Origin of the sequence: Brevundimonas sp. 'scallop' (assembly GCF_011045535.1) — a bacterium.
Taxonomy (GTDB): domain Bacteria; phylum Pseudomonadota; class Alphaproteobacteria; order Caulobacterales; family Caulobacteraceae; genus Brevundimonas; species Brevundimonas vesicularis.
Genome location: NZ_CP039382.1, coordinates 1659198 through 1682652, shown reverse-complemented (window position 1 = coordinate 1682652; position 23455 = coordinate 1659198). Strand labels below are relative to the sequence as shown.

General features: G+C 63.9%; 23 protein-coding genes and 2 pseudogenes. 9 read left to right on the top strand and 16 right to left on the bottom strand.

Going from position 1 to position 23455, the window contains the following annotated elements; genetic code table 11:
• Window positions 1-42 precede the first annotated feature (42 nt).
• Window positions 43-288: pseudogene (locus E4341_RS15755) on the bottom strand (hypothetical protein); the annotation flags it as partial.
• 314 nt (window positions 289-602) lie between these two features.
• Here E4341_RS15755 and E4341_RS08295 point away from each other — a divergent pair.
• Together E4341_RS08295 and E4341_RS08290 are read left to right on the top strand one after the other, a co-directional pair.
• On the top strand, window positions 603-1814 hold the full coding sequence (locus E4341_RS08295; RefSeq protein WP_240893513.1) for a mechanosensitive ion channel: 1212 nt from the start codon (window positions 603-605) through the stop codon (window positions 1812-1814).
• Between the two features lie 939 nt (window positions 1815-2753).
• A pseudogene (locus E4341_RS08290) lies at window positions 2754-3781 on the top strand (IS3 family transposase); the annotation flags it as partial.
• A gap of 420 nt (window positions 3782-4201) precedes the next feature.
• Here E4341_RS08290 and E4341_RS08285 read toward each other — a convergent pair.
• The 10 genes from E4341_RS08285 to E4341_RS08240 form a co-directional block, all read right to left on the bottom strand.
• On the bottom strand, window positions 4202-4525 hold the full coding sequence (locus tag E4341_RS08285; protein ID WP_039248881.1) for a helix-turn-helix domain-containing protein: 324 nt from the start codon (window positions 4523-4525) through the stop codon (window positions 4202-4204).
• 186 nt (window positions 4526-4711) lie between these two features.
• On the bottom strand, window positions 4712-5983 hold the full coding sequence (locus E4341_RS08280) for a DUF2130 domain-containing protein (RefSeq protein WP_165116556.1): 1272 nt from the start codon (window positions 5981-5983) through the stop codon (window positions 4712-4714).
• 101 nt (window positions 5984-6084) lie between these two features.
• Window positions 6085-6849 (bottom strand): thermonuclease family protein, encoded by a 765-nt coding sequence (locus E4341_RS08275; protein ID WP_165116554.1) that lies wholly within the window; start codon window positions 6847-6849, stop codon window positions 6085-6087.
• Window positions 6850-7077: 228 nt separating this feature from the next.
• On the bottom strand, window positions 7078-7503 hold the full coding sequence (locus tag E4341_RS08270) for an OsmC family protein (protein WP_055808285.1): 426 nt from the start codon (window positions 7501-7503) through the stop codon (window positions 7078-7080).
• A 91-nt stretch (window positions 7504-7594) separates the two neighbouring features.
• A complete protein-coding gene (locus E4341_RS08265) occupies window positions 7595-8584 on the bottom strand; it encodes a malate dehydrogenase (RefSeq protein WP_066550122.1) in 990 nt (329 codons plus the stop codon).
• A 7-nt stretch (window positions 8585-8591) separates the two neighbouring features.
• On the bottom strand, window positions 8592-9215 hold the full coding sequence (locus E4341_RS08260; protein ID WP_066550121.1) for a DsbA family protein: 624 nt from the start codon (window positions 9213-9215) through the stop codon (window positions 8592-8594).
• A 33-nt stretch (window positions 9216-9248) separates the two neighbouring features.
• The gene (locus E4341_RS08255) at window positions 9249-10430 is read right to left on the bottom strand and encodes a TDT family transporter (RefSeq protein ID WP_055808292.1); all 1182 of its coding nucleotides are present in this window, start codon (window positions 10428-10430) and stop codon (window positions 9249-9251) included.
• 22 nt (window positions 10431-10452) lie between these two features.
• Window positions 10453-10974, bottom strand: coding sequence for a hypothetical protein (locus tag E4341_RS08250; RefSeq protein WP_156363211.1), 522 nt, complete (start codon window positions 10972-10974; stop codon window positions 10453-10455).
• Between the two features lie 127 nt (window positions 10975-11101).
• On the bottom strand, window positions 11102-11593 hold the full coding sequence (locus E4341_RS08245) for a uracil-DNA glycosylase (RefSeq protein ID WP_165116552.1): 492 nt from the start codon (window positions 11591-11593) through the stop codon (window positions 11102-11104).
• A gap of 110 nt (window positions 11594-11703) precedes the next feature.
• Window positions 11704-12588 (bottom strand): LysR substrate-binding domain-containing protein, encoded by an 885-nt coding sequence (locus E4341_RS08240; protein WP_055808299.1) that lies wholly within the window; start codon window positions 12586-12588, stop codon window positions 11704-11706.
• Between the two features lie 115 nt (window positions 12589-12703).
• Here E4341_RS08240 and E4341_RS08235 point away from each other — a divergent pair, with 115 nt between their 5' ends.
• From E4341_RS08235 to E4341_RS08210, 6 genes are all read left to right on the top strand, one after another.
• A complete protein-coding gene (locus E4341_RS08235) occupies window positions 12704-13111 on the top strand; it encodes a DUF305 domain-containing protein (protein ID WP_066554618.1) in 408 nt (135 codons plus the stop codon).
• Window positions 13108-14547: a YncE family protein gene (locus tag E4341_RS08230; RefSeq protein ID WP_055808301.1), complete on the top strand. Its 1440-nt coding sequence runs from the start codon at window positions 13108-13110 to the stop codon at window positions 14545-14547. The genes E4341_RS08235 and E4341_RS08230 overlap by 4 nt, the downstream gene beginning before the upstream one ends.
• A gap of 11 nt (window positions 14548-14558) precedes the next feature.
• Window positions 14559-15230 (top strand): MBL fold metallo-hydrolase, encoded by a 672-nt coding sequence (locus E4341_RS08225; RefSeq protein WP_055808303.1) that lies wholly within the window; start codon window positions 14559-14561, stop codon window positions 15228-15230.
• A 1754-nt stretch (window positions 15231-16984) separates the two neighbouring features.
• The gene (locus E4341_RS08220; RefSeq protein WP_165116550.1) at window positions 16985-17485 is read left to right on the top strand and encodes a hypothetical protein; all 501 of its coding nucleotides are present in this window, start codon (window positions 16985-16987) and stop codon (window positions 17483-17485) included.
• Window positions 17486-17597: 112 nt separating this feature from the next.
• Window positions 17598-18071, top strand: coding sequence for a hypothetical protein (locus E4341_RS08215; RefSeq protein WP_165116548.1), 474 nt, complete (start codon window positions 17598-17600; stop codon window positions 18069-18071).
• 157 nt (window positions 18072-18228) lie between these two features.
• Window positions 18229-18864 carry a hypothetical protein gene (locus E4341_RS08210; RefSeq protein ID WP_165116546.1) on the top strand — a complete coding sequence of 212 codons (636 nt, stop codon included), beginning with the start codon at window positions 18229-18231 and terminating at the stop codon, window positions 18862-18864.
• A gap of 30 nt (window positions 18865-18894) precedes the next feature.
• Here the strand turns inward: E4341_RS08210 and E4341_RS08205 are convergent, their stop codons facing one another.
• On the bottom strand, window positions 18895-19080 hold the full coding sequence (locus E4341_RS08205) for a hypothetical protein (protein WP_165116544.1): 186 nt from the start codon (window positions 19078-19080) through the stop codon (window positions 18895-18897).
• A gap of 111 nt (window positions 19081-19191) precedes the next feature.
• Here E4341_RS08205 and E4341_RS08200 point away from each other — a divergent pair, with 111 nt between their 5' ends.
• Entirely contained in the window at window positions 19192-19566 is a 375-nt protein-coding gene (locus E4341_RS08200) for a hypothetical protein (RefSeq protein WP_165116542.1), read from the top strand.
• Window positions 19567-20279: 713 nt separating this feature from the next.
• Here the strand turns inward: E4341_RS08200 and gspM are convergent.
• The 4 genes from gspM to gspJ are packed head-to-tail and all read right to left on the bottom strand — an operon-like array spanning window position 20280 to window position 23432.
• Window positions 20280-20795: a type II secretion system protein GspM gene (gspM, locus tag E4341_RS08195; protein WP_165116540.1), complete on the bottom strand. Its 516-nt coding sequence runs from the start codon at window positions 20793-20795 to the stop codon at window positions 20280-20282.
• Entirely contained in the window at window positions 20792-21886 is a 1095-nt protein-coding gene (gene gspL / locus E4341_RS08190; RefSeq protein WP_165116538.1) for a type II secretion system protein GspL, read from the bottom strand. The genes gspM and gspL overlap by 4 nt, the downstream gene beginning before the upstream one ends.
• On the bottom strand, window positions 21883-22839 hold the full coding sequence (gene gspK, locus E4341_RS08185; RefSeq protein WP_165116536.1) for a type II secretion system minor pseudopilin GspK: 957 nt from the start codon (window positions 22837-22839) through the stop codon (window positions 21883-21885). The genes gspL and gspK overlap by 4 nt, the downstream gene beginning before the upstream one ends.
• Before the next feature lie 41 nt (window positions 22840-22880).
• Window positions 22881-23432: a type II secretion system minor pseudopilin GspJ gene (gene gspJ, locus E4341_RS08180; protein ID WP_240893512.1), complete on the bottom strand. Its 552-nt coding sequence runs from the start codon at window positions 23430-23432 to the stop codon at window positions 22881-22883.
• Window positions 23433-23455 lie beyond the last annotated feature (23 nt).

Below are 23455 nucleotides of genomic sequence, written 5' to 3'. Positions count from 1 at the left end.
GATCGCTAGGGACGCCGCCCCCAGGACGGCGAGGACCGACGTGGCCTGGACGCCGATCTGCTGCAGGACCGCAATTAACCCGATCGCGATGACGAGATAACGGACCAGGGCGGACACGAAGTCAGCCAGGGTCTCGTCAGCGGTGTGGTGGTGGGGCAGTCGGTCGACAGCTCTGTGCACTAGACGGGCCAGACGCTTTGATGCCCATAGCGTCACCGCCAGGATGAGGAGAGCGACGAGGAGGCGAACGGAATAGACGCCGACGACGCCGGCCAGTTCACGCGCCATGGGCGCGTCACCGGAAAAGGCGCTTTGCACGGTCCCCACGAGCCCCGGGTCGCCGGCAGCGACTGTCGTCATGCAAGGCTCCCTAGGTTGCCCACCGGTCAAGCCTGACGAAGGTTCTCGACGGCGGATCAGGGCTGTGTCCCGGACGCGACGGAACTTGCGGCGAGCTCACAGGTTTTACCGAATGGAACACCCCGCGAAGGCGCCGGGTTTGAGAGGGCTCTATGCAAACGACAGACTACGATTTCATCAGCTGGAACGCGCTCGTTTATGAGTGGGCGCCCAAGGCGATCGGCGCCGTCCTGATCCTCTTCGTGGCCTGGTTCATCGGCAAGGCGGTCAAGTGGGCCCTGGCCAAGGTAATCAACCGCATTCCCGGCGCCGCGAAGGCTACGGCGAGCGACAATCCCAAACACTCCATCGGCGCCAGCCTCGGCGATGTGGCCTTCTGGCTGATCCTGCTCTTCGGCGTTGTCGCCGCCCTCGGCGTCCTCAATCTGGGCCAGGTCGTCACCCCTCTCAACTCGATGCTGAATCAAGTCGCCTCGTTCGTTCCGAGCGTTCTCGGCGCGGTGCTCATCTTCTTCATCGGCTTCGTGGTCGCAACCTTGGCCAAGCGCGTCGTTGAGGCGGCGCTGCAAGCCGCCAATGCCGACCGCTGGCTTGAGAAGTCTGGATTGACTAAGGCGACCGGATCGACGGGCGTAAGCTCGGCGATCGGCACCCTCGTTTTCGTCCTAATCCTCATCCCGATCACCATTGCCGCCCTCGAGCAGTTGGGCATCGAATCCCTGACCATCCCGGCGGTCGCCGTTCTCTCGACCGTCCTCGCAGCCATTCCTCACGTGCTCGCCGCCGCGATCGTTCTGGCCGTCGGCTGGTTCATCGGCCGCTGGGTCGCTCAGCTGATCGAGCGCGTCCTCCCTGCGACCGGGTTCGACCGCAGCATCTCGAGTCTGACCTCGCTGACAGCTTCGACTTCAACACCCGCGGCGCCGAATCCGGCCACGGCTCCCTATGCCGGTGACGTCACTCCTGCGACTGCGCGGGCTCTTGGCGGCGAGGGGTCGAATCCGATGACCCCATCCGGCATCGTCGGCAAGATCGCCATGGTCGCCATTGTCGCCTTCACGGCGGTGGAGGCGGCCAAGCTGCTGCAGTTCGGCACAATCGCCGTCACCCTCCAGGAAATCTTGGCGCTTGCCGGCCATGTCATCGTCGGCGGGATCATCATCACCGCCGGCGTGCTGATCGGGGGCGTTCTGGCAAACCTGATTAACAAGGGCACGGGCGGCGCGGACGGGTTCGCCTCCACCTTGGTGCGCTGGGCGACGATCGCTCTGGCTACCGCCATGGGCCTGCGGTTCATGGGGATCGCAGACGACATCGTGCTTGTGGCGTTTGGCCTGATCCTGGGGGCCGCCGCTGTCGCCGCGGCTCTTGCCTTCGGGCTTGGTGGACGGGAAGCTGCGGGCAAGGTGGCCCAGATGTGGGCGGACAAGGTCACCAAGACGCCACTCCAATAACATTCCGTGTTATCGCCTACAGCGGGGCGGGCGCCAGCCGGCGTCCCGCCCCCCTGCCCCACCCTCGGCGTCTTTTGGGAGGAAAGTCGTCCCTGGTGTCCAGCCTGACGTGTAGAGACCTTGAGCGCGCAGCGCTTGATCTTCTTCAACATCTCAGCCTGAGCAGCGCAGGCTCTCCTGGAGGCGACCGGGATTGTGTTCTCGTTTTTGCCCGGTCTTTGAATGGCAGCCAGCTGGATGCCTCGATCCGCTATTTCGGACAGGCAGGCTCACCGGCAACATCGCTTGCGACCGAAATTCTGACCGAAGTTCTAATTGAGCGGCTGGCCCTCGACGGAATCGAGGCTGCAACAGGCGCGCCGAGAGCCGAACTAACAGACAACCGCGCCGGGTCGCCGGGCAGGCCGCTTGCTAGCTCCGCGGGAGCGACGCGATCAGATTTGTGATCATATCAAGATGGTAAGGCTTGGCGATGAATTGGCCATCGTCGGGGATGTCGGCGGGGGCCGTCGCCGAGCCGACACAGGAACGAGTAGAGGCACGCGCCGTTGGCCTGCCATCCCTATGTACGAACTTCGCTATCGCTACGGCGCCTCCTCCGAACCGGCGATCGAGCACGCCGACCTGAACGACGACGGACAGGCGGCGGTACGCGCCGTGCGAGAGTTGTTGGGAATGCCGAGCCGTCACGCAGTTGAGGTCCGGCGCGAGGGGGTCCTTATATTCTGCCGGACTCGAACCCGCCTCGTCCAGGAGACGACGGATTCCGTCTCAAGTGCAAAGTCACGCAATCGGCGGGAACCGACGCAATAGTCCAGGGGCCAGTGAGTTGAGCTAAACCTTGCCGAGCCGCTTTATCGCGGCGACAACAGGCCGCTCTCCTTCGCAATAGTCGTCCCAGGCGGAGAGTTTCTTAACCAGGCCCGGGACCGTGCGAACGGGGTGCTAGCGACGGGGACGTCGCGGCGCCCCACAACGCAGGCGTCGTCCCCGTCGCCGTCGGATCTGGCGGCTGAGGTGGCCCGGTTGCGGCGGGAGAACGGTCAGCTTCGGATGGAGGGGGACATCCTAAAAAAAGCCGCGCTCATCTTCGGAGCGACCTCCCGATGAAGTTCGGGTTCGTCGATGGGCATCGTCAGGTCTGGCCGGTCCGCGTGATGTGCGCGGTCCTCGGCTTGTCGTCCAGCGGATACTACGCCTGGCGCGGTCGCCCTGAGAGCCCAAGATCTGTCGCCAATCGCGAGCTGACCGAGAACATTCGCCTGATCCATGCCGAAAGCAGCGGCTGTTACGGCTCACCGCGTGTCCACGCCACCCTGCGGCGGCATGGGCGTCGGGTCGGTCGATCCCGCGTGGAGCGGCTGATGCGCCGCGCCGGCCTGCGGGGACTGGCGGCCCTGCCGCGTCGCGCCCGGACGACGAACAGCCGTCACGGCTATCCCATCGCGCCCAACAGGCTGGCCCGGAACATCGAGGCGGCGGCTCCCAACCAGGTCTGGCTCGCCGACCTGACCTACATCCCGACCGGCGTAGGCTGGCTCTACCTCGCCGCCATCCTCGACATGCACACCCGCAAGATTGTCGGCTGGTCGATGCGCCAAACCCTGCACACCGAGATCGCCCTCGACGCACTCAACCTGGCTGTCGAACGCCAGCGGCCCGCGACTGGGCTGATCCATCATTCGGATCGCGGGATCCAATATGCAGCAGAAACTTACCGCTTGGCTCTCGCCCGATCCGGCATCACCCCGTCGATGAGTCGCAAGGGCGACTGCTGGGACAATGCCCCGATGGAGAGCTTCTTCCACACCCTCAAAGCAGAGCGTGTCCATCACCGCGTCTACGCAACCCGAGACTAGGCCCGGCGAGATCTGTTCGGATACATCGAGGGCTTCTACAATCCCCGTCGCCTGCACTCGTCACTGGGCTATATCAGCCCCGCCGAGGCCGAACGCAGAGCGGCTTAACCCCGTCCACTTTGCGGGGGAAGATCAAACATCTGAAGGCGCGCCTTGAGATGCGTCTGGCTGACTTCGCCACCTTGCGGATCATCAAGCACCAAGGCCGCGGCGACCAGCTTCCAAGGCACAGCCACCGTATTAAGGCTTTGAAGTTCAAAGCTCCGAAATCATGCTGAGCAAAGACTTCTGCGTCGGTTTGAGGCCCCTCGTCGCGCGAGGCTCACCCGGTCAAAACCGTGAGGCACAGAGCGAGGGTGAGGTGGGCTCTCATGGACTTTCACCCTGGCTGAGGAGCAGGCCGACCGCCATCCCAAAAACTGCTCGCCGTATGTCGACGAATGCCAGTCCCCTCTCAATCGGGCTCCTGCGCTTCTTCGTATTTGGTCTAGCCTGGTGGCGGATGGGAGGTGCAACCGCTGCTCCCTCCTACTCGAAAGACTCAATCATCGAGGTCACCGCATCTCGCTGATGCGCATTCAGTTTCGACCACGCCCTGATCAATCGGGCAGTTCCAGGAAGATCCTCACGCTCTTCCCCAACCAGCTCAGCGACATCACAACGCAACGCTTTCGCTGCGAGTACGAGCTTCGATGCGGCGACGCGGTTTTTACCAATCTCGTATTTCTGAACTTGCTGGAACGTCACCCCCATCGCTTCGCCCAAACGGCGCTGCGTCATTCCAACAGCTTCACGGCGATCGGTAATCGCTTTGCCAATGGCGACGTCCAGTCGCTTTTCATAGTCGCTCATGACCACGAATAGTCTCCAAATTCGGAGCCTCCGCAAGAGCCGATCTCCGTACGGCAATGGCGCTTTGCACCGGCGGCACGACCTGTGATCGAAAGCCGCGTCGCCGCTCTCAGTGCCTTTTTCTACATCCACACTGAGAGGGATCTCTCGCGCGGATTCCGCCCGCGATGGGGGATGATCAGCCGATCAGTCTTCGTCGTCTGGCGCTTCAAGCAAGGGCGCTTCCAGAGCTTCGATCTCCAGCATCGATCGACCTGCAATACCCTGCAGATCGCCGTAAAGCCCCGCCGTAGAGTCGAGCACCGTGTGCAGCTGCTGCTCGCGCTTAGCCCATCGTTTCATCGTCGCTTTGCGCTCGCTAGCAAGGTCATCCTGCATGTCTGAAAACTTCTCGACGACCGCTTCGATACGGTGCCGAAAACGCGGGCCGGTCAGATAGTCATACATCAACGCAGACTTGGTCTGTTGGCCTTCGCCTGCCGCCCGCACCCCGTTCATGAGCACAAGACTTTCACGCAAACTCATCGCGACGGGCATGGCGCACTTCGGTCCGGTGATCCAAACCCCCTCCATCTGCCCAAACGTCTCGATGTCCTTTGGCAGCGCATGAGAGACGATCAGCGCGAGGTCAGCTTTGGCCGCCCGCAGATCACCCTTCAACTTGCTCAGCCAGCCATCGCTCCACGTTCGCGTGCGCTTGGTTTCCCAAAGGATGGATCCGCAAACCTGGCCGGCTGGATTGACCACCCGCTGAAGAACATCGCCGCCGAACTCGCCCTTTCCGACCGGTTCGATCTGGTCGAACGGGAAGCGTGCGCGCAGCATGTCTTCCAGCATCAGTTCCTGCGCTTCCCCCTGAAGCTGCTGAGACCCCTGCTCTGCCTTCTTTTTTAGCTCTTCGATCTTCTGCTGCATCGACGCGATCTGCGTGTCGCGCTCTTTGACCTTCAACGAAAGCGCGTCTTCGGCTTCCTGTTTGGCTGTCGCTCGAACAGCCTCCAGGCCCTCATTGACCTGCTGCTGCACAGCGAGATCCACTTCTCGCAGCTTGTCATCGAGCTCGCGCTGCTTCTTCAGCATCTCAGCCTCTGCGGCCTGTGACAGCCTCAGCTTCTCTTCTCGGCTGGCCAGGGTTTCCTGGAGCTCAGCGAACTTGCGATCGCGCTCCTCCATATCGGCGGCGACGACGCGCTTTGCGCGCTCAGCCTCATCGACGGCAATCTGTTTTCGCGCCTCGTCCAACCTGGCGCTGAGCGTCGCATCGATCGCTTGCCGCTCAAGTTCGATGCGCTTTTTTTCAGCGGCGACCTCCGCATGAGCCTGCGCTACCAGCTGATCCTTAGCCGACAACTGCTCAACGAAGGCGAGACGGGTTTGCTCGACGAGCGGCCCGGCCAGAGACTCAGTCAGCTTGATGTCTGACTTGCAGGTCGGGCACGTAATAGTGGGTTCGTTCATCGTCGTATTCCTCCCATCGTCCTTCGACCGTTAACGTTTCGAATCGAGGGCTAGCGCGACGATACGTCAGAAGCGGTCGGAGCGGTTGTGCTGTTCGCGCTCTAATGGGCGGTCCCACATAGCATTTCACACGGTTCGCCGTCACTGTTTCCGTCCAGCGATGCCACCCCGCACTGCGTGAGATAGAAGTGCGCTTCCGCGCATGAGCTCATCTGGCGACAATAGCGCTTGCCGGAGCAGCTAAAGCTTCCGTTTGCCGGTTCGGTCACCACGCTCTGACGAGGGGCGACGAGTGAACGGACCCCGCGGGCGCCGTCGGTCGGGATGTTGCCGTCACCCTCGCGCTTTCCCTTTCGCCATTCCCATGGCTCGACCGTCTCAGCATCGCTGAGCGACCACAGCCCCTGCCGATCCTGGCGAGCCCTCGCTTCGACAGCGATCAGTGTCTGGTCACTCAGGTATCGTCTGTACGCCCACGCGGCGCCCTGCCCGACCATCGCGCGATTGACGTCTTCACCATCGGCGAACACGCGCGCCACGACACGGTCATAGCGATCAGTGTCGGTCTGCTGTAGCGAAACCGTTTTGCCGAACACGAGCGATGATAGCGTCTGCTTGGCGCGTGCGCCCCATGGCTGTCCACGTTCAGGGGCGTCGATCTCGGCGAGTCTGATCGTGTGCTGCTGATTGCTCTCATCAAGCACAGTCAGCGTATCGCCGTCGGTCACGTCGACAACGCGGGCGCGAAAGGCAACTGCGGGCTCTGAACGCGGACCGATGCCGATGAGATCGGTGGTCTTCTGCGCCGCGACGCCGATCTGGTCGCATGCGGAGACGGCGAGCGACGCCAACGCGATCATAAGCATCGGCAGTCGTGAAAAGTGTCTCAGGGTGTTTGTCGTGATCTGCACTGAGCAAGTTTCCGTCGAAACACCTACGAAGCCGTGACCGGCTTTGACTCATTGCTGACCTTCCGAAGGTCCGCTTCCGGCGGAATGGAAGTTTGTGTCTAGTGGGACCACACTTTTCGTGTCCCGACCAACACTGAGAAAGAGGGGGATGGGCGGGACGTGGCGATGGCCTTCGCCTCGCAGCTAGATGGTCGCCTTGCACCAGATCGTTTCGATCGAAACTGTACCTACGAGCATCCGATGAATTGGGCACTTGTCGGCGATCTCCAGCAACCGGATCCTCTGTTCCTCCGGTAGCCCAGTCGGCAGAGTGATTGTTCGGGTGAACTGATCCGACGGTGTCGCCCCCAAGTCCCGGGTCAACAAGACCTCGACGGACATGGCGCCCAAGGTCCAGCCTTTCCGGTTGGCGTACAGGCGCAGGGTCTGGGCCGTACAGGAGGCGAGCGCCGCCTGCACCAGCTCGTGAGGGGTCGGACCGAGATCCAGCCCGCCCAGGGCGACGGGTTCGTCGACCACGAAGCGGGCGGGGCCCGCGGTGATCGTCAGTTGTAGGCCGCCGAGACCGGCGTCGGTCGCGATCGAGGGCCGGGAAGCTGCGTCGGTCATGGGAATCCTTCGGCGAAGTTTGGAAAACAGGGACGCCGTCGCCTGCCTTGGCGACGGCGACTACATGAGCATGTTCGACGGCGTCGGATGATCAGGCGTCCGCCAGGACCGCGAGCGCGGCGTCGCGCTCCTCGATCAACTCCTGCACCGAAGCGGCCAGACCGGCGCGCGTGAAGGCGTCGAGCTCCAGACCCGTGACGGGCGCATAGACGCCGTCGCGGCAGGTCGTCGGCACACCGCAGACCAGCCCTTCGGGAATGTCGTACTGGCCGATCGAGGCGACGCCCATCGAAACCCAACGGCCGTTCGAGCCCTGCACCCAGTCGCGCATATGGTTGATGGCGGCGTTGGCGGCCGAGGCCGCCGAGGAGGCGCCGCGGGCTTCCAGCACGGCCGTGCCGCGACGGGCCACCTCAGGGATGAGGGTGTCGCGATACCAGGTCTCGTCGTTGATGAGCCCGGCCAGAGACTGGCCCTCCACGGTCGCATGGCTCCAGTCGGCGAACATGGTCGGGGAGTGATTGCCCCAGACCGCGAGCTTCTCCACGGCATCGACGGGGACGCCCGCGCGGCGCGCGAACTGGGCGGCGGCGCGGTTGTGGTCGAGGCGGATCATCGAGGTGATGGCGCCGGGCGGCAGATCCGGCGCGGACTGGATCGCCACCCAGGCATTGGTGTTCGCCGGATTGCCAACCACCAGAACCTTGACGGAGCGTTTGGCGACCGCGTTCAGGGCCGCGCCCTGGGTCTTGAAGATGGCGGCGTTGGCCGCCAGCAGGTCGCGGCGCTCCATGCCCTTGGCGCGGGGGCGCGACCCGACCAGAAAGGCGGCGTCGATGTCGTCGAAGGCGATAATGGGGTCGTCGGTGGTCTGGATGGAGGTTAGTAGCGGAAAGGCGCAATCGTCCAGCTCCATGACCACGCCCTGGAGCGCCGCCTGAGCCTGAGGCAGGTCGAGGAGGCGAAGATCGATCGGGGTGTCGGGCCCGAACACATCGCCCTGGGCCAGGCGGAACAGCAGGGCGTAGGCGATCTGGCCGGCGGCGCCGGAGACGGCGACCTTGACGGGGGCGTTGGGCATCGGAACCTCAGGATTGCGGGGTTTGAGAAAGGGCTTGGTCGATCGAGGCGGAGACGGCTTCGAGGGTCAGGGCGGTGTCCAGACGTCGGCCCTGGACGAAGAGCGTCGGCGTTCCATTCACCCCGGCGTCGCGGGCACGGGCGACACGGCGCTCCAGGGCCGCGATGGCCTCGGGATCGGTGATGCAGGATTGAAGCCGCGCCTCGCTGATGCCGAACCGCGCCGCAATCCTCAGGAGGGCGTCGCGCGGGCCGCCGCCGTTCGCCCATTCGGACTGGCCGTGCATCAGGGCGTCGATGACCTCGAAATAGCGATCTTCGCCTGCGCACCGCGCCAGCAGAACGCCGGCGGCGGAGAGGTTGGCGGGGCCGGTGATGAATTCGCGATAGATCAGCCGGACCCGCCCGGCGTCGATGTAGCGCCGCCGGAGTTCGGGCAGCACCTCGATGGCGAAGCGGGCGCAGGGGCCGCAGGTGGTCGAGGCGTATTCGATCAGGGTCACGGGCGCGTCAGCCTGGCCCAGCACCATGTCGTCGGCTTCGGCCGCGCGCGGCGCACAGGCGGTGATCAAGGCGCCGACGCCGCCCGCCATGAGGACGCGGCGTGACGGCGTGAAAAGGTCATGAGGCATTGGTGATTCCAGAAAGGACGGAGTGGAGGCGGATCAGCGTGCGCAAGGGATGTCGCGCTTGGCCGCCTCGGCGAGGCAGGGGGCGACGAACAGGTCTCCGCGCCAGGCGCCGCGCACCGTACGGGCGCCGACGATCAGCCACAGCACCAGCAGTGCGGCGACCAGGGCCATGCCGAACAGGTTGAAGGCCGGGATGGGGAGCAGGGTTCCCAGCTTCAGCGTCGCGACAGAGAAGACGCCGAGTGGGAAGGTGTAGCCCCACCAGCCCAGATTGAACGGCAGGCCCTGACGCAAGTAGCGCAGGGTGATCAGCACGGCCATCGCGGCCCACCACAGGCCGTAGGCCCACAGCAGCAGGCCGCCGATCAGGCCGATCCCGCGCGCGGCGTCGCCGTACTGGCCCAGACCGGCGGCGGTGAAGATGGCGGGCGCGGCCTGGCCGAGCACCAGCATGCCGAGCGCGCCCGTGCCGATCGGGCCCAGCGACAGCCAGCTGGAGGCCGCCATACCGGCGTGCGGCAGTTTGTGGATCGCCATGCGGAGCACGAGGATGACCAGGATGCTCATCGCCAGCGGCACGGACAGGGCCCACAGGCCATAGCTGACTACCAGCACCGACAGGGCGGCGTTCGGGTCCGCGAGGTGCGGCGCGATCAGGCCGCCGGTGACGGCCGCGACCTCGGCCGCCACGACCGGCAGCAGCCAGACGGCCGTCATCTGGTCGATGGCGTGCTCCTGGCGGGTGAACATCATGAAGGGGATGCCGATGCCGCAGGCGACGGCAAGGGCCACGTCGATCCACCACAGGGCTTCGGCGACCGGCACGACGCCTTCGCCCCAGCGCGCCAGGCCGAAGGCCATCAGGCCGTTGATGATGGTCGCCAGCCCCATCGGGATGCAGCCGAAGAACATCGACACGACCGAATGGCCGAAGATTCGTCGCGCGCCGTCGAAGAAGAAGATCCAGCGCGCCGCGTAGAGAACGGTGAACAGGGCGAACAGGCCGATGTTGAAAACCCACAGGGCTTCGGCGACGATTTTTACGCCGGGTATGGGGACCGGAAGCTGGTTCAGCGCCAGGGCGAGGATGCCGGTTCCCATGGTGGCGGCGAACCAGTTCGGCGTGAACTGCCGCACGATCTCCCTGGGCGATTGCAGACTCGCCAACGGGCGAAGGCCGAAGGCGACGTCGCGAACGTGAATGTCATGAGCCATGAGAGGTTATCCAGACGAGCGGTCAGCCCGCGGTGAAGCGATAGACGGCGCCGAGCACGACGGCGGTGACCAGAAGGCAGGCGGGCAGGGTCAGCATCTGCAACGCGGCTTCGCGGCCGCTGATCCAGCCCGTGTCGATGATCACGCGACCGGCGAGGCAATCGTTCAAGGAGCGGATGCGCTCGCCCGGCGCAGGCGTATCGGCCAGCAGGCTCATCCCGGTGAGAAGGCCGAAGAACATCAGGCCGAGAACGGTGATGAAGCCCAGGGCGAGCATCGCCTCGCCGTGACCGAACACCAGCCAGAACACGGCCACCATGGCGGCGTAGAGACCCGCGACCGCCTTGACCATTGCGGGGTGAACGCCGGTAAGGCCGACGCCAGGCTGGACCCGGTGCAAGGTCTCGCCGGATTGGGTCGCGGCGATGGGAGAAGGCGGAATGAAAGGCGTCTGCGGTTTTACATTCTCAGGACCGATGGCCTGGCGCCTGGCGACGGACCTGCGGCCTTGGCGCATGGCCGGAGCGGCGAGAAGGGTGGTCATGGCGGCTCTCCTTTCGGAGTGGAGGCCAGTCTTCGGCGCGCTCCTCGACATCCGGGATGCGCCTCTTGGATCATCAGCTCCAACGGATGTTTTAGATAGGTTTGTTCGCTTTGATCGAATGAACGCCCTAGGGGGTGATCAGCGCGGCTGCCCACGCAAAGGCGGCCTGCAGGCCAAGACGATGCTCGGGGGCGGTGTTGATGAACGTCGGGCTCGGGTGTGGCGCGAGACACAGCTCCACTTCAGGCCGCAGGCGGGTCAGCGTCGGAGCCGCCATCGCGGCGACGCGGCCGCACAATACCGCGGCCCTGAGGCGATGAAGCGGGGTGACCAGTCCCTCTAGCGTGGTCAGGCCGGAGGCGATCTCCTGTCTTGTCAGCGGTCGCGCGGACCCCGAGCGAAGCCAGGGGACCGTGTTCCAAAGGACGATGCGGCGGCGGTCGAGCCCCGCTGCTTCCATCGCGCGCTTCAGGTTGCGCGCGGTGCCCGTGGGATTGTCGATGGAGACGAGGCGATCCGCTTGCGGTCCCGGGGCCGGTGTCTCCAGAAGCACAAGGATTTCCGCCTCGTCTCCACCGTCGAGGGGGTCGAACTTCGGCGTACCTTGTTGAGCGCCCACGCCCCTATCCAGAGCTCTCAGGAATCCGTTCAGTCCCTCGAGATGCGTGTGAGGCGGCGCGCGGTCATTCACCAGTGAAGGCCAGACACCGCCTTGACGAGCCGACGCGCTCAATGGCGTGACGCCGTCAGGGACGCCAGGAACACCTCGCCCGCCTTTGAGCGATAGCGCTGCTTGTGCCGCAGGAGCCAGAACGGGCGGTCGGGCAAGGTCAGGGGCAGGGCGGCGAGGATGCCGGCGCGCAGGCGCGCGGCGACGACATTGCGCGACACGACCGTCGCTCCCGCACCGGCCTCGACGGCGGCGGCGACCGCCTCATTCCCGGGCAAGGTCATGGCCACGTCCAGAGCGTCGATGGCCAGCCCGCGCTGATTGAGGGCCGTCTCAAAAGCCGACCGGGTGCCGGAGCCGGGCTCGCGCAACACCCAGGTCATTTGCTTCAGGTCCGGCGGCCCGGCGCCGTCCTGGGCGGCGGGGTGGTCGGCCGCCACGACCAGCACCAGTTCGTCGTGATCCAGAACCGAACGGCTCAACGCCGGCTCGTTCAGTTCGCCCTCGACCAGACCCAGTTCAGCGCAGCCCTCCAGGACAGCGTCGGCCACCTCGCGCGTATTGCCGATCGAGACCTCGATGCGGATGCCGGGATGAGCCTGATGAAACCGGGTCAGTCGGGCGGGAAGCCACCAGCCGGCGATGGTCTGGCTGGCGTGGATCGACAGTCGTCCGCGTTTCAGGCCGCCCAGGTCGTCGAGCGCGTCCTGCGCCGCCTCGACACGGGCGAGGATCGCCTTGGCCTCGACGAGGAAGGTTGCGCCCGCCTCGTTCAGGACGATGTTGCGGCCAACGCGGTCGAACAGGGCGACGCCGTGGCGGCCCTCCAGCGTCGTCACCGCCGAGCTGACCGCCGACTGGGTCAGGTTCAGGGCCTCGGCGGCGCGGGTTACGTGCTGGCGCTCGGCGACGGCGACGAAGATGCGGAGCTGGTCCAGGGTCATGGGACAATCCTAACCCACGAAGCGGCGACTTCGACAGGGAACGTTCGGCGACGGCGAACGTTCCGAGCGGAACATCGCGTTGGTCGTCCGGGACGATCGCCTGCAGGATCGGATCATGACCCACGCCCCACCCTCCCGATGGATCAGAACCGGCGTCCTGGCGCTTGGCTCGGCGATTGCCGGTGCCGCAGTTATGGCCTTCGCACAGATGCCCGGCTCGGACTTCGATGCGGCGATGGCCGAGGCGATGGAGCGGATGCACCGCGACATGGCGGTAGAATCCACCGGCGACCCAGACGTGGACTTCGCCGCCATGATGATCCCGCATCATCAGGGCGCCATCGACATGGCGCGCGTCGAGCTTCTGTACGGGCAGGACGAGACCATGAAGCGTCTGGCCCAGGGGATCATCATTGAACAGACCCAGGAAATCGCCCTGATGCGCGACTACCTGACCCGCCATTCTGATGCGCCGACGCCGACCGGCGGCGCGACCTCGACCCATCACGGACACGGATCATGACCCTGACAGCCCGCGCCATCGCCGCCCTTGTTCTCAGCCTGTCCGCCGGACACGCCTTGGCCGATCAGGTTCCGGGCGCGGCGGCGGCGCCCGCCATCCCGATCAGCAGCCAGGATCGGTTCTATTCGGCCGACCAGTTCTCCAACACCGTCTCGGTGGTCGATCCCTCGACCAACGGCCTGCTGGGGGTGATTTCCCTCGGCGAACCGACTCCGGCCAACCTCAGCCCGCTCTACAAGGGCCAGTTGCTGGTCCACGGCATCGGCGCGGCGCCGGACGGCAAGACGATCGCCGTGGTCTCGATCGGGTCCAACTCGGTCAGCTTCATCGACACGGCCAGCAACACCGTCAAACATACCACCTATGTCGGGCGCTCTCCGCACGAGGCCTTCTTCACGCCGGACGGCCGCGAGGTCTGGGTCACGGTGCGGGGCGAGGCCTATGTTTCGGTGCTGGACGCCGCGACCTATCAGGAGACCGCCCGGGTCGAGACGCCCAACGGGCCGGGCATGACCATCTTCTCGCCGGACGGCCGCTACGCCTACATCTGCTCCAGCTTCAGTCCCGAGACGGTGGTAGTCGAGACCGCGACCCGTCAGATCGTCGGTCGGGTGGCCCAGGCCAGTCCGTTCTGCCCCGACATCGCCGCCACGCCCGATGGAAGCCAGGTCTGGATGACGCTGAAGGACGTGGGCAAGACCATGGTTTTCAACGCCCGTCCGCCGTTCGCTGTCCTACAGACGCTCGACACCGGCCCCTTGACCAACCACGTCAACATCGTGCGCAACGCGGCGGGCCAGTTCGCCTATGTGACCGTCGGGACCGAGAACCGGGTCAAGGTCTATCGCACCGACACCTTCACGCTCGTGACGGAGATCGAGGTGGGGTCGCTGCCGCACGGTCTGTGGCCCTCCGGCGACGGCTCGCGGATTTACGTCGGGCTGGAGAATGGCGACGGCGTGGCGGTCATCGACACCCTGGCCAACCGCGTGATCGCCACCGTGCCGATCGGTCAGGGACCGCAAGGGGTCACCTATGTGCCGCGTGCGGTCACCCAGGGTGACGGCAGGGCCAACCTCACGCCCCTGGGCGCAGCTCGCGCCTCGCATCAACTCGTTCTGACGGGCGAGGGCGACACCCGGTCCCAGGCGACCTTGTTCGAGCAGGGGCAGGTCCAGATGCTGCAGATCGCCGCCGCAGGCCTCCAACCCGGCAAGCCCTATGTCCTCGCCTTCGCCAATGCGGCGGACGGATCGGGGACGCTCGAGCCTCTGACGAAGTTCATGACCAATCCGGCTGGGTCTGCGGTCGTCAACGCCGTGGGCCCGATCCGTCAGGTGGTCGCCGCCGACGCCGGCGCACCCCGCCGTTGGCTGGTCATCGCCTCGGGCACGCCCGAGGCGATCGGCGCGGTCGTCCAGAGACAGTCGGAATAGGACCGGCCGCCATGCGGATCGACAAGTTCGTCCATAGCTGCCTGCGCCTGACGATCGGTGCAGATCGACTGCTCTTCGATCCGGGCAAGTTTTCGTTCGTCGACGGACGGGTCGATCCTGCTGTCTTTTCGGATGTCTCGACGATCGTCCTGACGCACGGCCATCCCGACCACATCGACCCTGACGCTCTGGCCAGGATCGTGCAGGCGAGTGGCGCGACACTCGTCGGCAACGGCGAGGTCGCCGACAAGCTCGGCGAGAAGGGGCTGTCGGTCACGGTGTTCGAGGAGGGCGAACGGACCTTCGGCGCGTTCCGGCTGCAGGCTCAGCCGGTCGCGCATGAGCCCATCCTGTCGGACGAGAGCCCGCAACTGACAGCCTTCCTCGTCAACGACGTTTTCCTCAACCCGGGCGACAGTTTCGACAGCCGTCTGGATCGGTTCGCGGGCGTGGAGGTGCTGGCCCTTCCGGTGATGGCGCCTTACCTGACCGAGCTCACTGTCCATGCGTTCGCCAAACGGATGAAGCCAAAATCGGTCGTCCCGGTCCATGACGGCTACGCTCGCGACTATTTCCTCAGGCAGCGTTACGACGTCTACGAGCCCTATCTGGACAAGGCCGGGATCAAACTGCACCGGCCGATGGCGCCCGGAGACGGGTTCGACGTCTCTGACCATGACTGACGCAGTCTGCACCTCCACCGGTTTCGCGCGATTGCGATCGCGATAAAATGGCGGCGGCTCGGCGTGGTAACTCAGGTGAATGTCGCCTTAGCGCGGTGACTGTCATGTCCGCTCATGGCGCAAATCCGCCCCTTCCCTGCCCCGTCACTCAGTGCATTTGTCTTCATCTGCACTGTGAGGTCACCACAGCATGCGACCGGTCGACCTTGGGGCCGGCGCTATCCTCCACATCCCAATAGGGCCGCCTTTCGCGATAGCGGCTGCGGCCCTAGGGTAACGGCGGTTAGGGTACTGGGAGAAGAACGTTGGGAAGAGACAGCTATCGCGGTGGATCCACGCTTCTGAAAATCTGGCCTACCGCTCGCAGCAAGCCGAAAGCCGACGGTCTTCTAACGCGCGAGGTCAGCTTCGAGAGGTACGGGACCGAGCCGGCGACTCCCCTCCTCCCTCCGAAGACAAGTTCTAAGAAGCGAAAACCTAAGACCGTCCAGCCCAACTCAGCACCCACGCCAGCCTCGCTGACCTCGCAACGCCCAAACGCGCGTCCAGTCGATCGCAGCGTCACGCGCGCTAACGAGACGACCAAGCGAGAGTATGGCGCAGAAGAGGTAATGAGCTATTTGATGGACAGGCACCCAGCCTGTCCCAAGATCGTGCGAAAACGTATCGTAAAGATAGCTACGCAGGGACGCTGGACAGGCCTCACCCTGGCCCAAGCGGTATTTCGTTCGGCAGACCACTACGTACTAACTGAAGTCTGCGGGGTTCATAAACTCATCGAATGCGGCATTGATCACGTCGCAGCCAATCGGTTGGCCGAGCCGCAGCGTCGAATTGTCCTGAGTCTTTGGGGCTTCTAGAGCGGCTTGCAGGCCTGCACGCGCGCCCTATTACCGGGGATGTGCGCTTCAAACCACCAACTGATCGTATTGCAAACGCGGCCCTCGTAACGTCAGTAGTCGTCAAATGCGCCGAGCGTTCGGGCGCATCGGTCCGCCGCTGTCGCAGCAGCATCCTCCCCTGAGCTCAAGCGGGGCCAGGCGTCGATCTCTCGGAAGTACTCCTCTCCCATCGTGACGCACTCCCTAAAGCTGCCAGCCTTTCTCAGGATCGTGGCCGCTGGAGCGTCGCGGCTAGGTGGCTCCAGGCTTTCCGATTGCGGCGCCACAACGGGTCGGACAGACGCTGGAGACGTTTCAGAGCTCGTCGTGGTCGCGCCGGCCAAGAAAGACACAACCGCGACGGTAAGCATTGCGGCCCCGATGAAAGTTCGTCGCAGCCACTTCCCCCACTCGCCGCGCTGAAGCACCTTCACACGACGGTTGAGGTCAGCTTCCCGTCGCTCCAAAATGCCTTCCCGTTGAGCTATCTCCCGCTCCCGAGATGTCAGATTTTCATCACGCCAGGATTTCTGAGCATCCGCCAAAGCGTCGTTCGCTCTTTTCAGCGTCCCCCCAATCTTCGGCAACATAAGCTCCCCCTATCAACGCGCGAAGCGCACTGACTAGTGCGCGTTTCTAGTCCCTCCAATAGCGCTGACGCTCGGGCACCGTCGAAGCTACTGGTTCGTTCGCGACAACTCGGTGCACTTTTCAAGATCTGCACTAAGGCCGACCGCTGCTCCATTTCTTCCCATCCCTAAACCCCCGGATTGGTCCATCCATCGTATTCCCAATTCGTGGTGCTGGAGCCGCAATCACCGGGACACGCAGGCCGTACCCGCTTAAGCTGCGGAATCAGTTAGGTGGTAGGACATGGCGCTGTCGATGTTTGAGCGGGCGAAGAGATCATTAGCCCAAGCGGTATTGGTGGCGACAGCGTTCGGCTGCGCCGCGACTACGCTGCCAACGCGGGCGAACGCTCAGGAGACACAGGTGTACCGAGGTGCCCCTCGTCTGCCCGACTTCCAAGGTGCGGACCGCAGGTTCGGGACTTACAGGACCCGCATCAGCAACGAGATGCGAACTGGCCCGAACTTCGCATGGCGGTACGCTGTCGTCGAAATCGGATGCGGCACGTCTTGCCGCTTCGTGTTCGTCGGAGACGTCTCGACAGGGCGGGTTTACGATTTTCCGTACGGCGGGGAAGAATTCTACATGCTCAACCTCCGCTACAATGTGAAAGAAAACTACGTGACCGCCCGTTGGATTTCCGACGGCGTGTGCATGGAAGATTTTCTCGAGTGGGACGGTGCGCGCTTTACGTCGGCAAATAAGCGCGTTGTCGGACCGCGTACGATTTGCGAAGCGCTCTAACAGTCGGGCTCTCAGGGTAGGTCGTGGGCTCGACCGCCGCAGTAGCCATGCACATTCGGTTGCGCACTCCCGGCGCGTTGACCGGCCCACATCTGTCTAAGGAGCGACCATCATGAAGCTGACTTTGCTGATAGCTTTCCTCCTCTGCGCCCCCACCCTAGCGTTGGCGCAGTCCAGTTCTGCTCCCATCATTGCAAGCGGAGCGTGCGATGAGCAGTCGGGCGTCACTATCGATGAGGGCGACCTAAGCCGGCTGTACTGCGACACGGTGGTGATCATGCGCAGCGAACGGGGGACCGTGCTGATCCAGTTCACAGACAAGCAAGGTGATGACGGACGAATTCTCGGCTTCGCCGGGACCATCGAGGGCAGGCAAGGTTTTGGTGCCGACGCTACGCAAATGATGGCGGTGGAGAGAGTTTACCTCGGCGGAGCCGATCCGGTCCCGGCCGAACGTGGCAGCTGCATCATGAACTGGACAGGTCTGCATAGAACTGGCGGACGTTTGACCAGCGTCGTATGCGGCGGGCGAGGCGAGGCCGAGGGCTCAGACATCATGGCCATGGCTGCGCTAGAAACCCGGTAACCTTCACACGCGCACGATCGAAACGCAGCCGGCGGCAGTCGATAGCCACTTCGAGTTCGCCTGGGCCTTGAGCAGAACGCCAAAGCCGAGGGCCCCTCTTCTCCTCCACCTCAGTGCACTTTTGGTATTCCACACTGAGCGATGCTAGGACCCTCGGATGACCCGGGACGACATTCAAGCTGCGTACGAGAAGCACGGCTACGATCAGGGCTGGTCATTCATGATGACGCCTGAGGCCTCGCTGCGCACGGCAACCGTCGCGATGGTCGGGCTCAACCCGGGCGGCTCCGCTGGCAACGTGGGGCACTGGGATCATGCACCGGGGAACGCCTACTTCATGCAGAAGTGGAGCTTGGACGAGACGTCAGACAGCGCGATCCAAAGGCAGGTGAAGGCCATTCATGATGTGCTCGACATCGGCGAGAACGAGATCTTCGCCGCGCAATTTATCCCCTTCCGTAGCCGTGACTTCGCCTCGCTCACCACAGTCGCTGAGGACAAGGCCTTCGCAATGCGGCTCTGGACGTGGGTCGTCGAGCAGTCGCCCGCGCGACTCTATCTCTGCATGGGCAAGGAGGTTGGCAGCGCGATCGGCCAACTGATCGGCGCGTCCTGGAAAGAGGACATTGCGACGGGCTGGGGACGCACCAAGTTTCGTCGACGGGTGTCGAGCGACGGTCGTGTCGTCGTCGAGATGCCTCACCCCAGCCGCTACCAGCTTTTCTCTCGCGGGCCCAAGCACGTCGCCGTCGCGACTGAGGCCCTCAAGCGCGCGGCTCGCCCTGTAGGATAGCCCCCGCCTGATGGGGCGACGGCGCGTTCGCTATCTGGCGTCGAAGGCACGCCCGCGGTCACCAAGCACGATCCAGCCCGCGTTGGTCGGCCAGAACCCCCTGCCCCGCCGCTCCGCCAATCCCACCACAGCCAACTGCTGGCTTTGGTCGGGCTTCGCGGTGCGCGTTTCGTCAACGAGGTCCAAGAGGGCCTCAATTCTGTAGGCGTCGGTCATGATCAGAACTTAGCGGGCTGAAGCCGCGAGTGAAGTCGACTTAAGTTCTCTTTTGAAGAATCTCGCGTCGGCTGTACGTTACCGCCCAACGCCGCCTACACGCCCCTCTACATGAACTTTAGCAGCGACAAGGCCGGCGCCTATATGCTGCCTCAGACGCTCGACCGGCGCCGGGACAACTATTCGGTCTGTTACCGTGTCATGGCGATGTCAGCGCTCTGCGCGCGCGACTATTCGGCCGAAAGCTTGGAGGTCGCTACCGGGTTCGTCAGCGGGAACGACGCCGTGCAGCCAGTGCTCACCCTGAAGAGCATCAACGGGACCATACTGGTGTTCTCGGTCGAGGGGGCGATGGTGAACCGGTACAGTGCATCGACAGACGAAATCACGGTCGATTTCAGCTCTGATCGCACGGTTCAGGTTGGTGCAATCTCGTTCGACATAGTCGACGCCTCAGCCAATGGCGTCGTCATACGTCGCAACTGATTGGCGCGTTCGTCAAAGGTGCTCAGTGCCTTTTTCGCAATCCACACTGAGCGACGGCTTTGCGCCAGAAGCGGACATGCACTGACCGCCAGAAACGCGACACTCAGCATTGCCTACTCGGCTCGACAACGTCCGCTTTCCGGTCGGAACCATTTGGACACTCCAACCGGTGGATGACATATTGGGGGGCAATCGTTCTGGATCTCTCAAGTCCAACTTGAACTGTGGAATTCATGCTTCGACAACCCGGTTCGGAGTTATTTTGCTACCTAGTCGAAGTAGATTTAGCCTCAGTGCTTGATGATATACTCATCAAATGAGGAAACGTTCCCTGCCGTAATGGCCCGAATAGACCCTCGTCTGACAGTCATGTGTCCGCAAGCTAGGGGCTTTTGACGTGTTCTCTCGCGCTTCCCAGCGAATTTTGAGGTAAGACCCACGCTTACGTTTTGGCTAGAGCTTTTCAGACACGCGAACCGCGACAAGCCTTCTCGATCTGCACAATGGAGAATTAGGTGAGAAACATGCGGTAGGGAGAAGTCCCTAGCCGATGTTGGTGGGACGCGTCGGGGAGCTTTCGGGAAGAAGCACACTATCGGCTTCTGCAGTACTTGCCGTGAGGCTAACAAGGGCTGCAGCCATTGCTCAGCCGGAGGGCTGGCGGATCAATTCTCCGCAGCTCACTTAATGCAAAAGTTTAGCTTTCGTTGGATTTAGAGTGATTTCTCTAGATCGTCTCGCGTTCGAGACGGCGCAAATCCGCCATCGACTTGCAAGGTTGCGTCCGCATTCTCGACTACTGCCAAGCGCGACACTTCCAGCCCATGCTCGTCCTTCAGCGCTGCAAGCCACGGAAAAATCTGCGCGCTGGTCGTCGAGTCCACTCTGAATCCTAGCCCGCCCGAGGGGTCCATTCCGGTCGTGACCACGAGCCCGGCAACTTCTGCGCTTTGGCGGATCACAGGCTCAATGTCGGCCGAAGACCCCTTTGAGCCTTCCCGACCCAGATCGCGGGACAGCCGCCTTACGCCAGCGTCAACCTTCAGCAAAGTGATGCGCGCCTCCTCACGCCGCTCCGCTGCAGCCTCGCGCCAGGACCACATTGGGCGCACGACAACCAACCAAATCAAAACTCCAGCGATCAGAAGGACCATGACAGCCAGCATCTGCCGCTCACGGTCCGTACGAGACCACCACCAGCGCGTGGCTGGATCAAACACGGCGCTCATATCGCAGTTCCTATCTGGACTTCGCTGACGACGCGGCCCGCATCATCGACCGTGCTTTGGTCGCTCATCACAAGGCCGACGCTCGCAACTGCCCGCTTCATCGTATCGAGGTCTTCGTACGCGGGATAGCTCACAGTGGCTCGCCCACCCCCTTCGGGATCGGCGGTAAAACTGTCGAGTTCAGCGCCGTCGACAGCTTCTACAGCCGCAAAGAGCGCCGCCGCAACGCCGGTTATTCCGCCTGGGGGCGATGACATGAGGCGACGCTCCAGAGCCGCCCTGGGGTCGGACGACGCCGCGAGATCAGCGTCCGTCCGCATCAGTGTCGCACGGGTCTGATCCTGCATTCGCTTCGCCATCAGGTCGTCACGCGCCGCCATGGCCAGGGTCAGGATCAACGGCGTCAACACCAGGACGCCTGCAAGCGCCGCAACCCGCCTCCAACCGCCACCCACCGAAGCGCTGCGGCGTTCAATCAGATTGACGATAGGCCGCAGCGACGCCTGGATCGTCAGCCGTTCGACGTCTTCATGAATGTTCGGAACGACAAGCCGGCGCTCCCCGGTAAGGAGTTCGACCATATCGGGCTGAACCGTCGCGGCAAGGCCCTGACCACGCAGCGCCACATTGGGCGGGAACGACACCGCCACGACCTCCTCGTCCGATAGCGGCGCGGGAACGGCGAGCATGTCCGGCAACAGCACGTCGGCGGTGACACCGAGCGCATCGCAATAGTCCAGCCAAACCCGGCGCAAGGCCGGGTCGAACATGACGGCCATCTGGGCCTCGCCCTGAACGGCTTCGCCTAGAGCGACCTCAAGGCTTTCTGGCGGCGACCCGAGTTGGTCCCGTAAAGCCCAAAGGACTGCTGCGCGTTTCTGGACGTCGCTACCAGCCGGCACAACCACCCACCGGACGAGGACATCGGCGCCCGGCGCAATGACGACCGTTCGCATGGCCAAGGGCTTCTCGACCGGATCAACCGTCATCAGGCCGCGCTGCAAGACCGCGCCGTCCGGCGCAACGACCAGGAACGGAGCCGGTTCGGACGCCAGGGCCGGGATCAGGATTAGGCGCGTATTGGAACTCATTCGTCGAGGGTCCAGCGTTGGATGACGGTTTTGGCCCCGCCCTCGGGGGGGGCGTATAGAAGGGCGGTGCGCACGGCGCGAGAGCCGCCGTAGTCGACATCGATCCGCAGATCGAAATAGCGTGTGAGAAGGCTCGTCTGTTCACGCGCGTGCGGAGAGGCCGCAGAGCCGAGAAGCGCAGGCTGGCTCCAGAAAGCGTCGACGCTTGGCCAGCCGTTCCGGGGCCGCGCCTCGATCGCGGCGCGCGCTGCCGTAAGGCCGATCTTGCCGTCCAACACCATCACCAGCAGGGGCGCCGCCTCCGGCTGCAGTGTGTTGACGTTGAGCACACTGGGCCGAGCAACCGGCAGAGCGCAGACGAAAGGTCGCAGACGGCGGTAGGTTTCGGCGTCGAACCCGCGGATCGCGCGAAGTTCGCTGACCTCGGCCAGCATCACGCCGCCGGTTCGATAAGGGACGGCCGAACCGGCGTATGCGCCGTCCTCTGCGCCCGCCGCTCGTGTCGCCGGATCGACGTCCAGCCAGTCCACCAGACCGTCCGCAGCGGCGAGCGCCGACCCTTCCGTCAAACCGAGGCTTCGTCCGAGGGCGATGAACTGCGCGATCCCGGCAGGGCTCGCCGTGAGATCCTCCCCCTGACCCTCAACCACGCTGTTAAGATTGAAACAGTTCTGACCGTCGCGCACGACAGCACTCAGATTTCCACCATCGATCGGAAAGCTCAGGAGGCGACCGTTCCATTCAGGCTCCAACGGCGTCCTGGTCGGCCCTGCCGCGATGAGTTGCTCAATCTGACGCAATGCGAGCAACTCGGCGCCGTCGGCATACAGCTGGGCTTGGGCTTGGCCCTCGGCGTTTGAGGCGCGCCTGACCGAAAAACGCACGTCATCTAGGACGGCGACAGCCACGACCGACATCACCGCCACCAGCAGCAGCACGGTGAGCAAGGCCATGCCTTCGCGACGTCCTGGCGCCTTGGTTACACCTCGTGAGCTCATCGACCGCCCACCAGAAACAGCTGCTCGACCTCGCCCAGACCCTTCAGCGTCATCACCAGACGCACCGCGTCCGGCATCGGCTTGTCTGCACTGGAGATAAAGGCCGGCGCCTCGACCCCGTCCCTGATGAAGCTGATCTTGAGAGCCGATACGCCGCGATACAGCACCTGAGCCGATCCGGCGCGCGAGCCGTCTAGGCGCGGCGCAACCCTGCGCTCCAAGCGGTCGTCGACAAGGTTGTATTCGACCCGTTGAAGCGAGGCGCGCGGCTGTTCGCCAGGATTGGACCAGCCCGCTCTCACCAGGATCAGGACCGGGGCGCCCGGCCCCGTTGCACCGACGATGGGCTGTTGTTGCGGTCGCCCCGTCGTGCCCCGCGTGCGACGGGCGGCGGCCTGGCCGATATCCGATCTCAGAAGCGCCCGCATACGCTGCAGGTCGCCTGTACGGTCCGTTTCAGTTTTGATAGCGAAACGGTTGTCGATGGTCTGTGTCAGCACCGTCGCCCCTGCTGCGGCGATCAACGCGAAAATCAGCAGCGAGATCATGACTTCGACCAGACTGAAACCGG

What these genes read in the sequence shown, in the direction of transcription:
- gspK (WP_165116536.1), bottom strand. Translation starts at nt 22,839, where the DNA reads ATGGCCTTGCTCACCGTGCTGCTGCTGGTGGCGGTGATGTCGGTCGTG.
- gspL (WP_165116538.1), bottom strand. Translation starts at nt 21,886, where the DNA reads ATGAGTTCCAATACGCGCCTAATCCTGATCCCGGCCCTGGCGTCCGAA.
- E4341_RS08280 (WP_165116556.1), bottom strand. Translation starts at nt 5,983, where the DNA reads ATGAACGAACCCACTATTACGTGCCCGACCTGCAAGTCAGACATCAAG.
- E4341_RS08230 (WP_055808301.1), top strand. Translation starts at nt 13,108, where the DNA reads ATGACCCTGACAGCCCGCGCCATCGCCGCCCTTGTTCTCAGCCTGTCC.
- E4341_RS08250 (WP_156363211.1), bottom strand. Translation starts at nt 10,974, where the DNA reads ATGACCACCCTTCTCGCCGCTCCGGCCATGCGCCAAGGCCGCAGGTCC.
- E4341_RS08270 (WP_055808285.1), bottom strand. Translation starts at nt 7,503, where the DNA reads ATGACCGACGCAGCTTCCCGGCCCTCGATCGCGACCGACGCCGGTCTC.
- E4341_RS08225 (WP_055808303.1), top strand. Translation starts at nt 14,559, where the DNA reads ATGCGGATCGACAAGTTCGTCCATAGCTGCCTGCGCCTGACGATCGGT.
- E4341_RS08220 (WP_165116550.1), top strand. Translation starts at nt 16,985, where the DNA reads ATGGCGCTGTCGATGTTTGAGCGGGCGAAGAGATCATTAGCCCAAGCG.
- E4341_RS08235 (WP_066554618.1), top strand. Translation starts at nt 12,704, where the DNA reads ATGACCCACGCCCCACCCTCCCGATGGATCAGAACCGGCGTCCTGGCG.
- E4341_RS08205 (WP_165116544.1), bottom strand. Translation starts at nt 19,080, where the DNA reads ATGACCGACGCCTACAGAATTGAGGCCCTCTTGGACCTCGTTGACGAA.
- E4341_RS08200 (WP_165116542.1), top strand. Translation starts at nt 19,192, where the DNA reads ATGAACTTTAGCAGCGACAAGGCCGGCGCCTATATGCTGCCTCAGACG.
- gspJ (WP_240893512.1), bottom strand. Translation starts at nt 23,432, where the DNA reads ATGATCTCGCTGCTGATTTTCGCGTTGATCGCCGCAGCAGGGGCGACG.
- E4341_RS08260 (WP_066550121.1), bottom strand. Translation starts at nt 9,215, where the DNA reads ATGCCTCATGACCTTTTCACGCCGTCACGCCGCGTCCTCATGGCGGGC.
- E4341_RS08240 (WP_055808299.1), bottom strand. Translation starts at nt 12,588, where the DNA reads ATGACCCTGGACCAGCTCCGCATCTTCGTCGCCGTCGCCGAGCGCCAG.
- E4341_RS08285 (WP_039248881.1), bottom strand. Translation starts at nt 4,525, where the DNA reads ATGAGCGACTATGAAAAGCGACTGGACGTCGCCATTGGCAAAGCGATT.
- E4341_RS08265 (WP_066550122.1), bottom strand. Translation starts at nt 8,584, where the DNA reads ATGCCCAACGCCCCCGTCAAGGTCGCCGTCTCCGGCGCCGCCGGCCAG.
- E4341_RS08275 (WP_165116554.1), bottom strand. Translation starts at nt 6,849, where the DNA reads ATGCTTATGATCGCGTTGGCGTCGCTCGCCGTCTCCGCATGCGACCAG.
- gspM (WP_165116540.1), bottom strand. Translation starts at nt 20,795, where the DNA reads ATGAGCGCCGTGTTTGATCCAGCCACGCGCTGGTGGTGGTCTCGTACG.
- E4341_RS08210 (WP_165116546.1), top strand. Translation starts at nt 18,229, where the DNA reads ATGACCCGGGACGACATTCAAGCTGCGTACGAGAAGCACGGCTACGAT.
- E4341_RS08215 (WP_165116548.1), top strand. Translation starts at nt 17,598, where the DNA reads ATGAAGCTGACTTTGCTGATAGCTTTCCTCCTCTGCGCCCCCACCCTA.
- E4341_RS08255 (WP_055808292.1), bottom strand. Translation starts at nt 10,430, where the DNA reads ATGGCTCATGACATTCACGTTCGCGACGTCGCCTTCGGCCTTCGCCCG.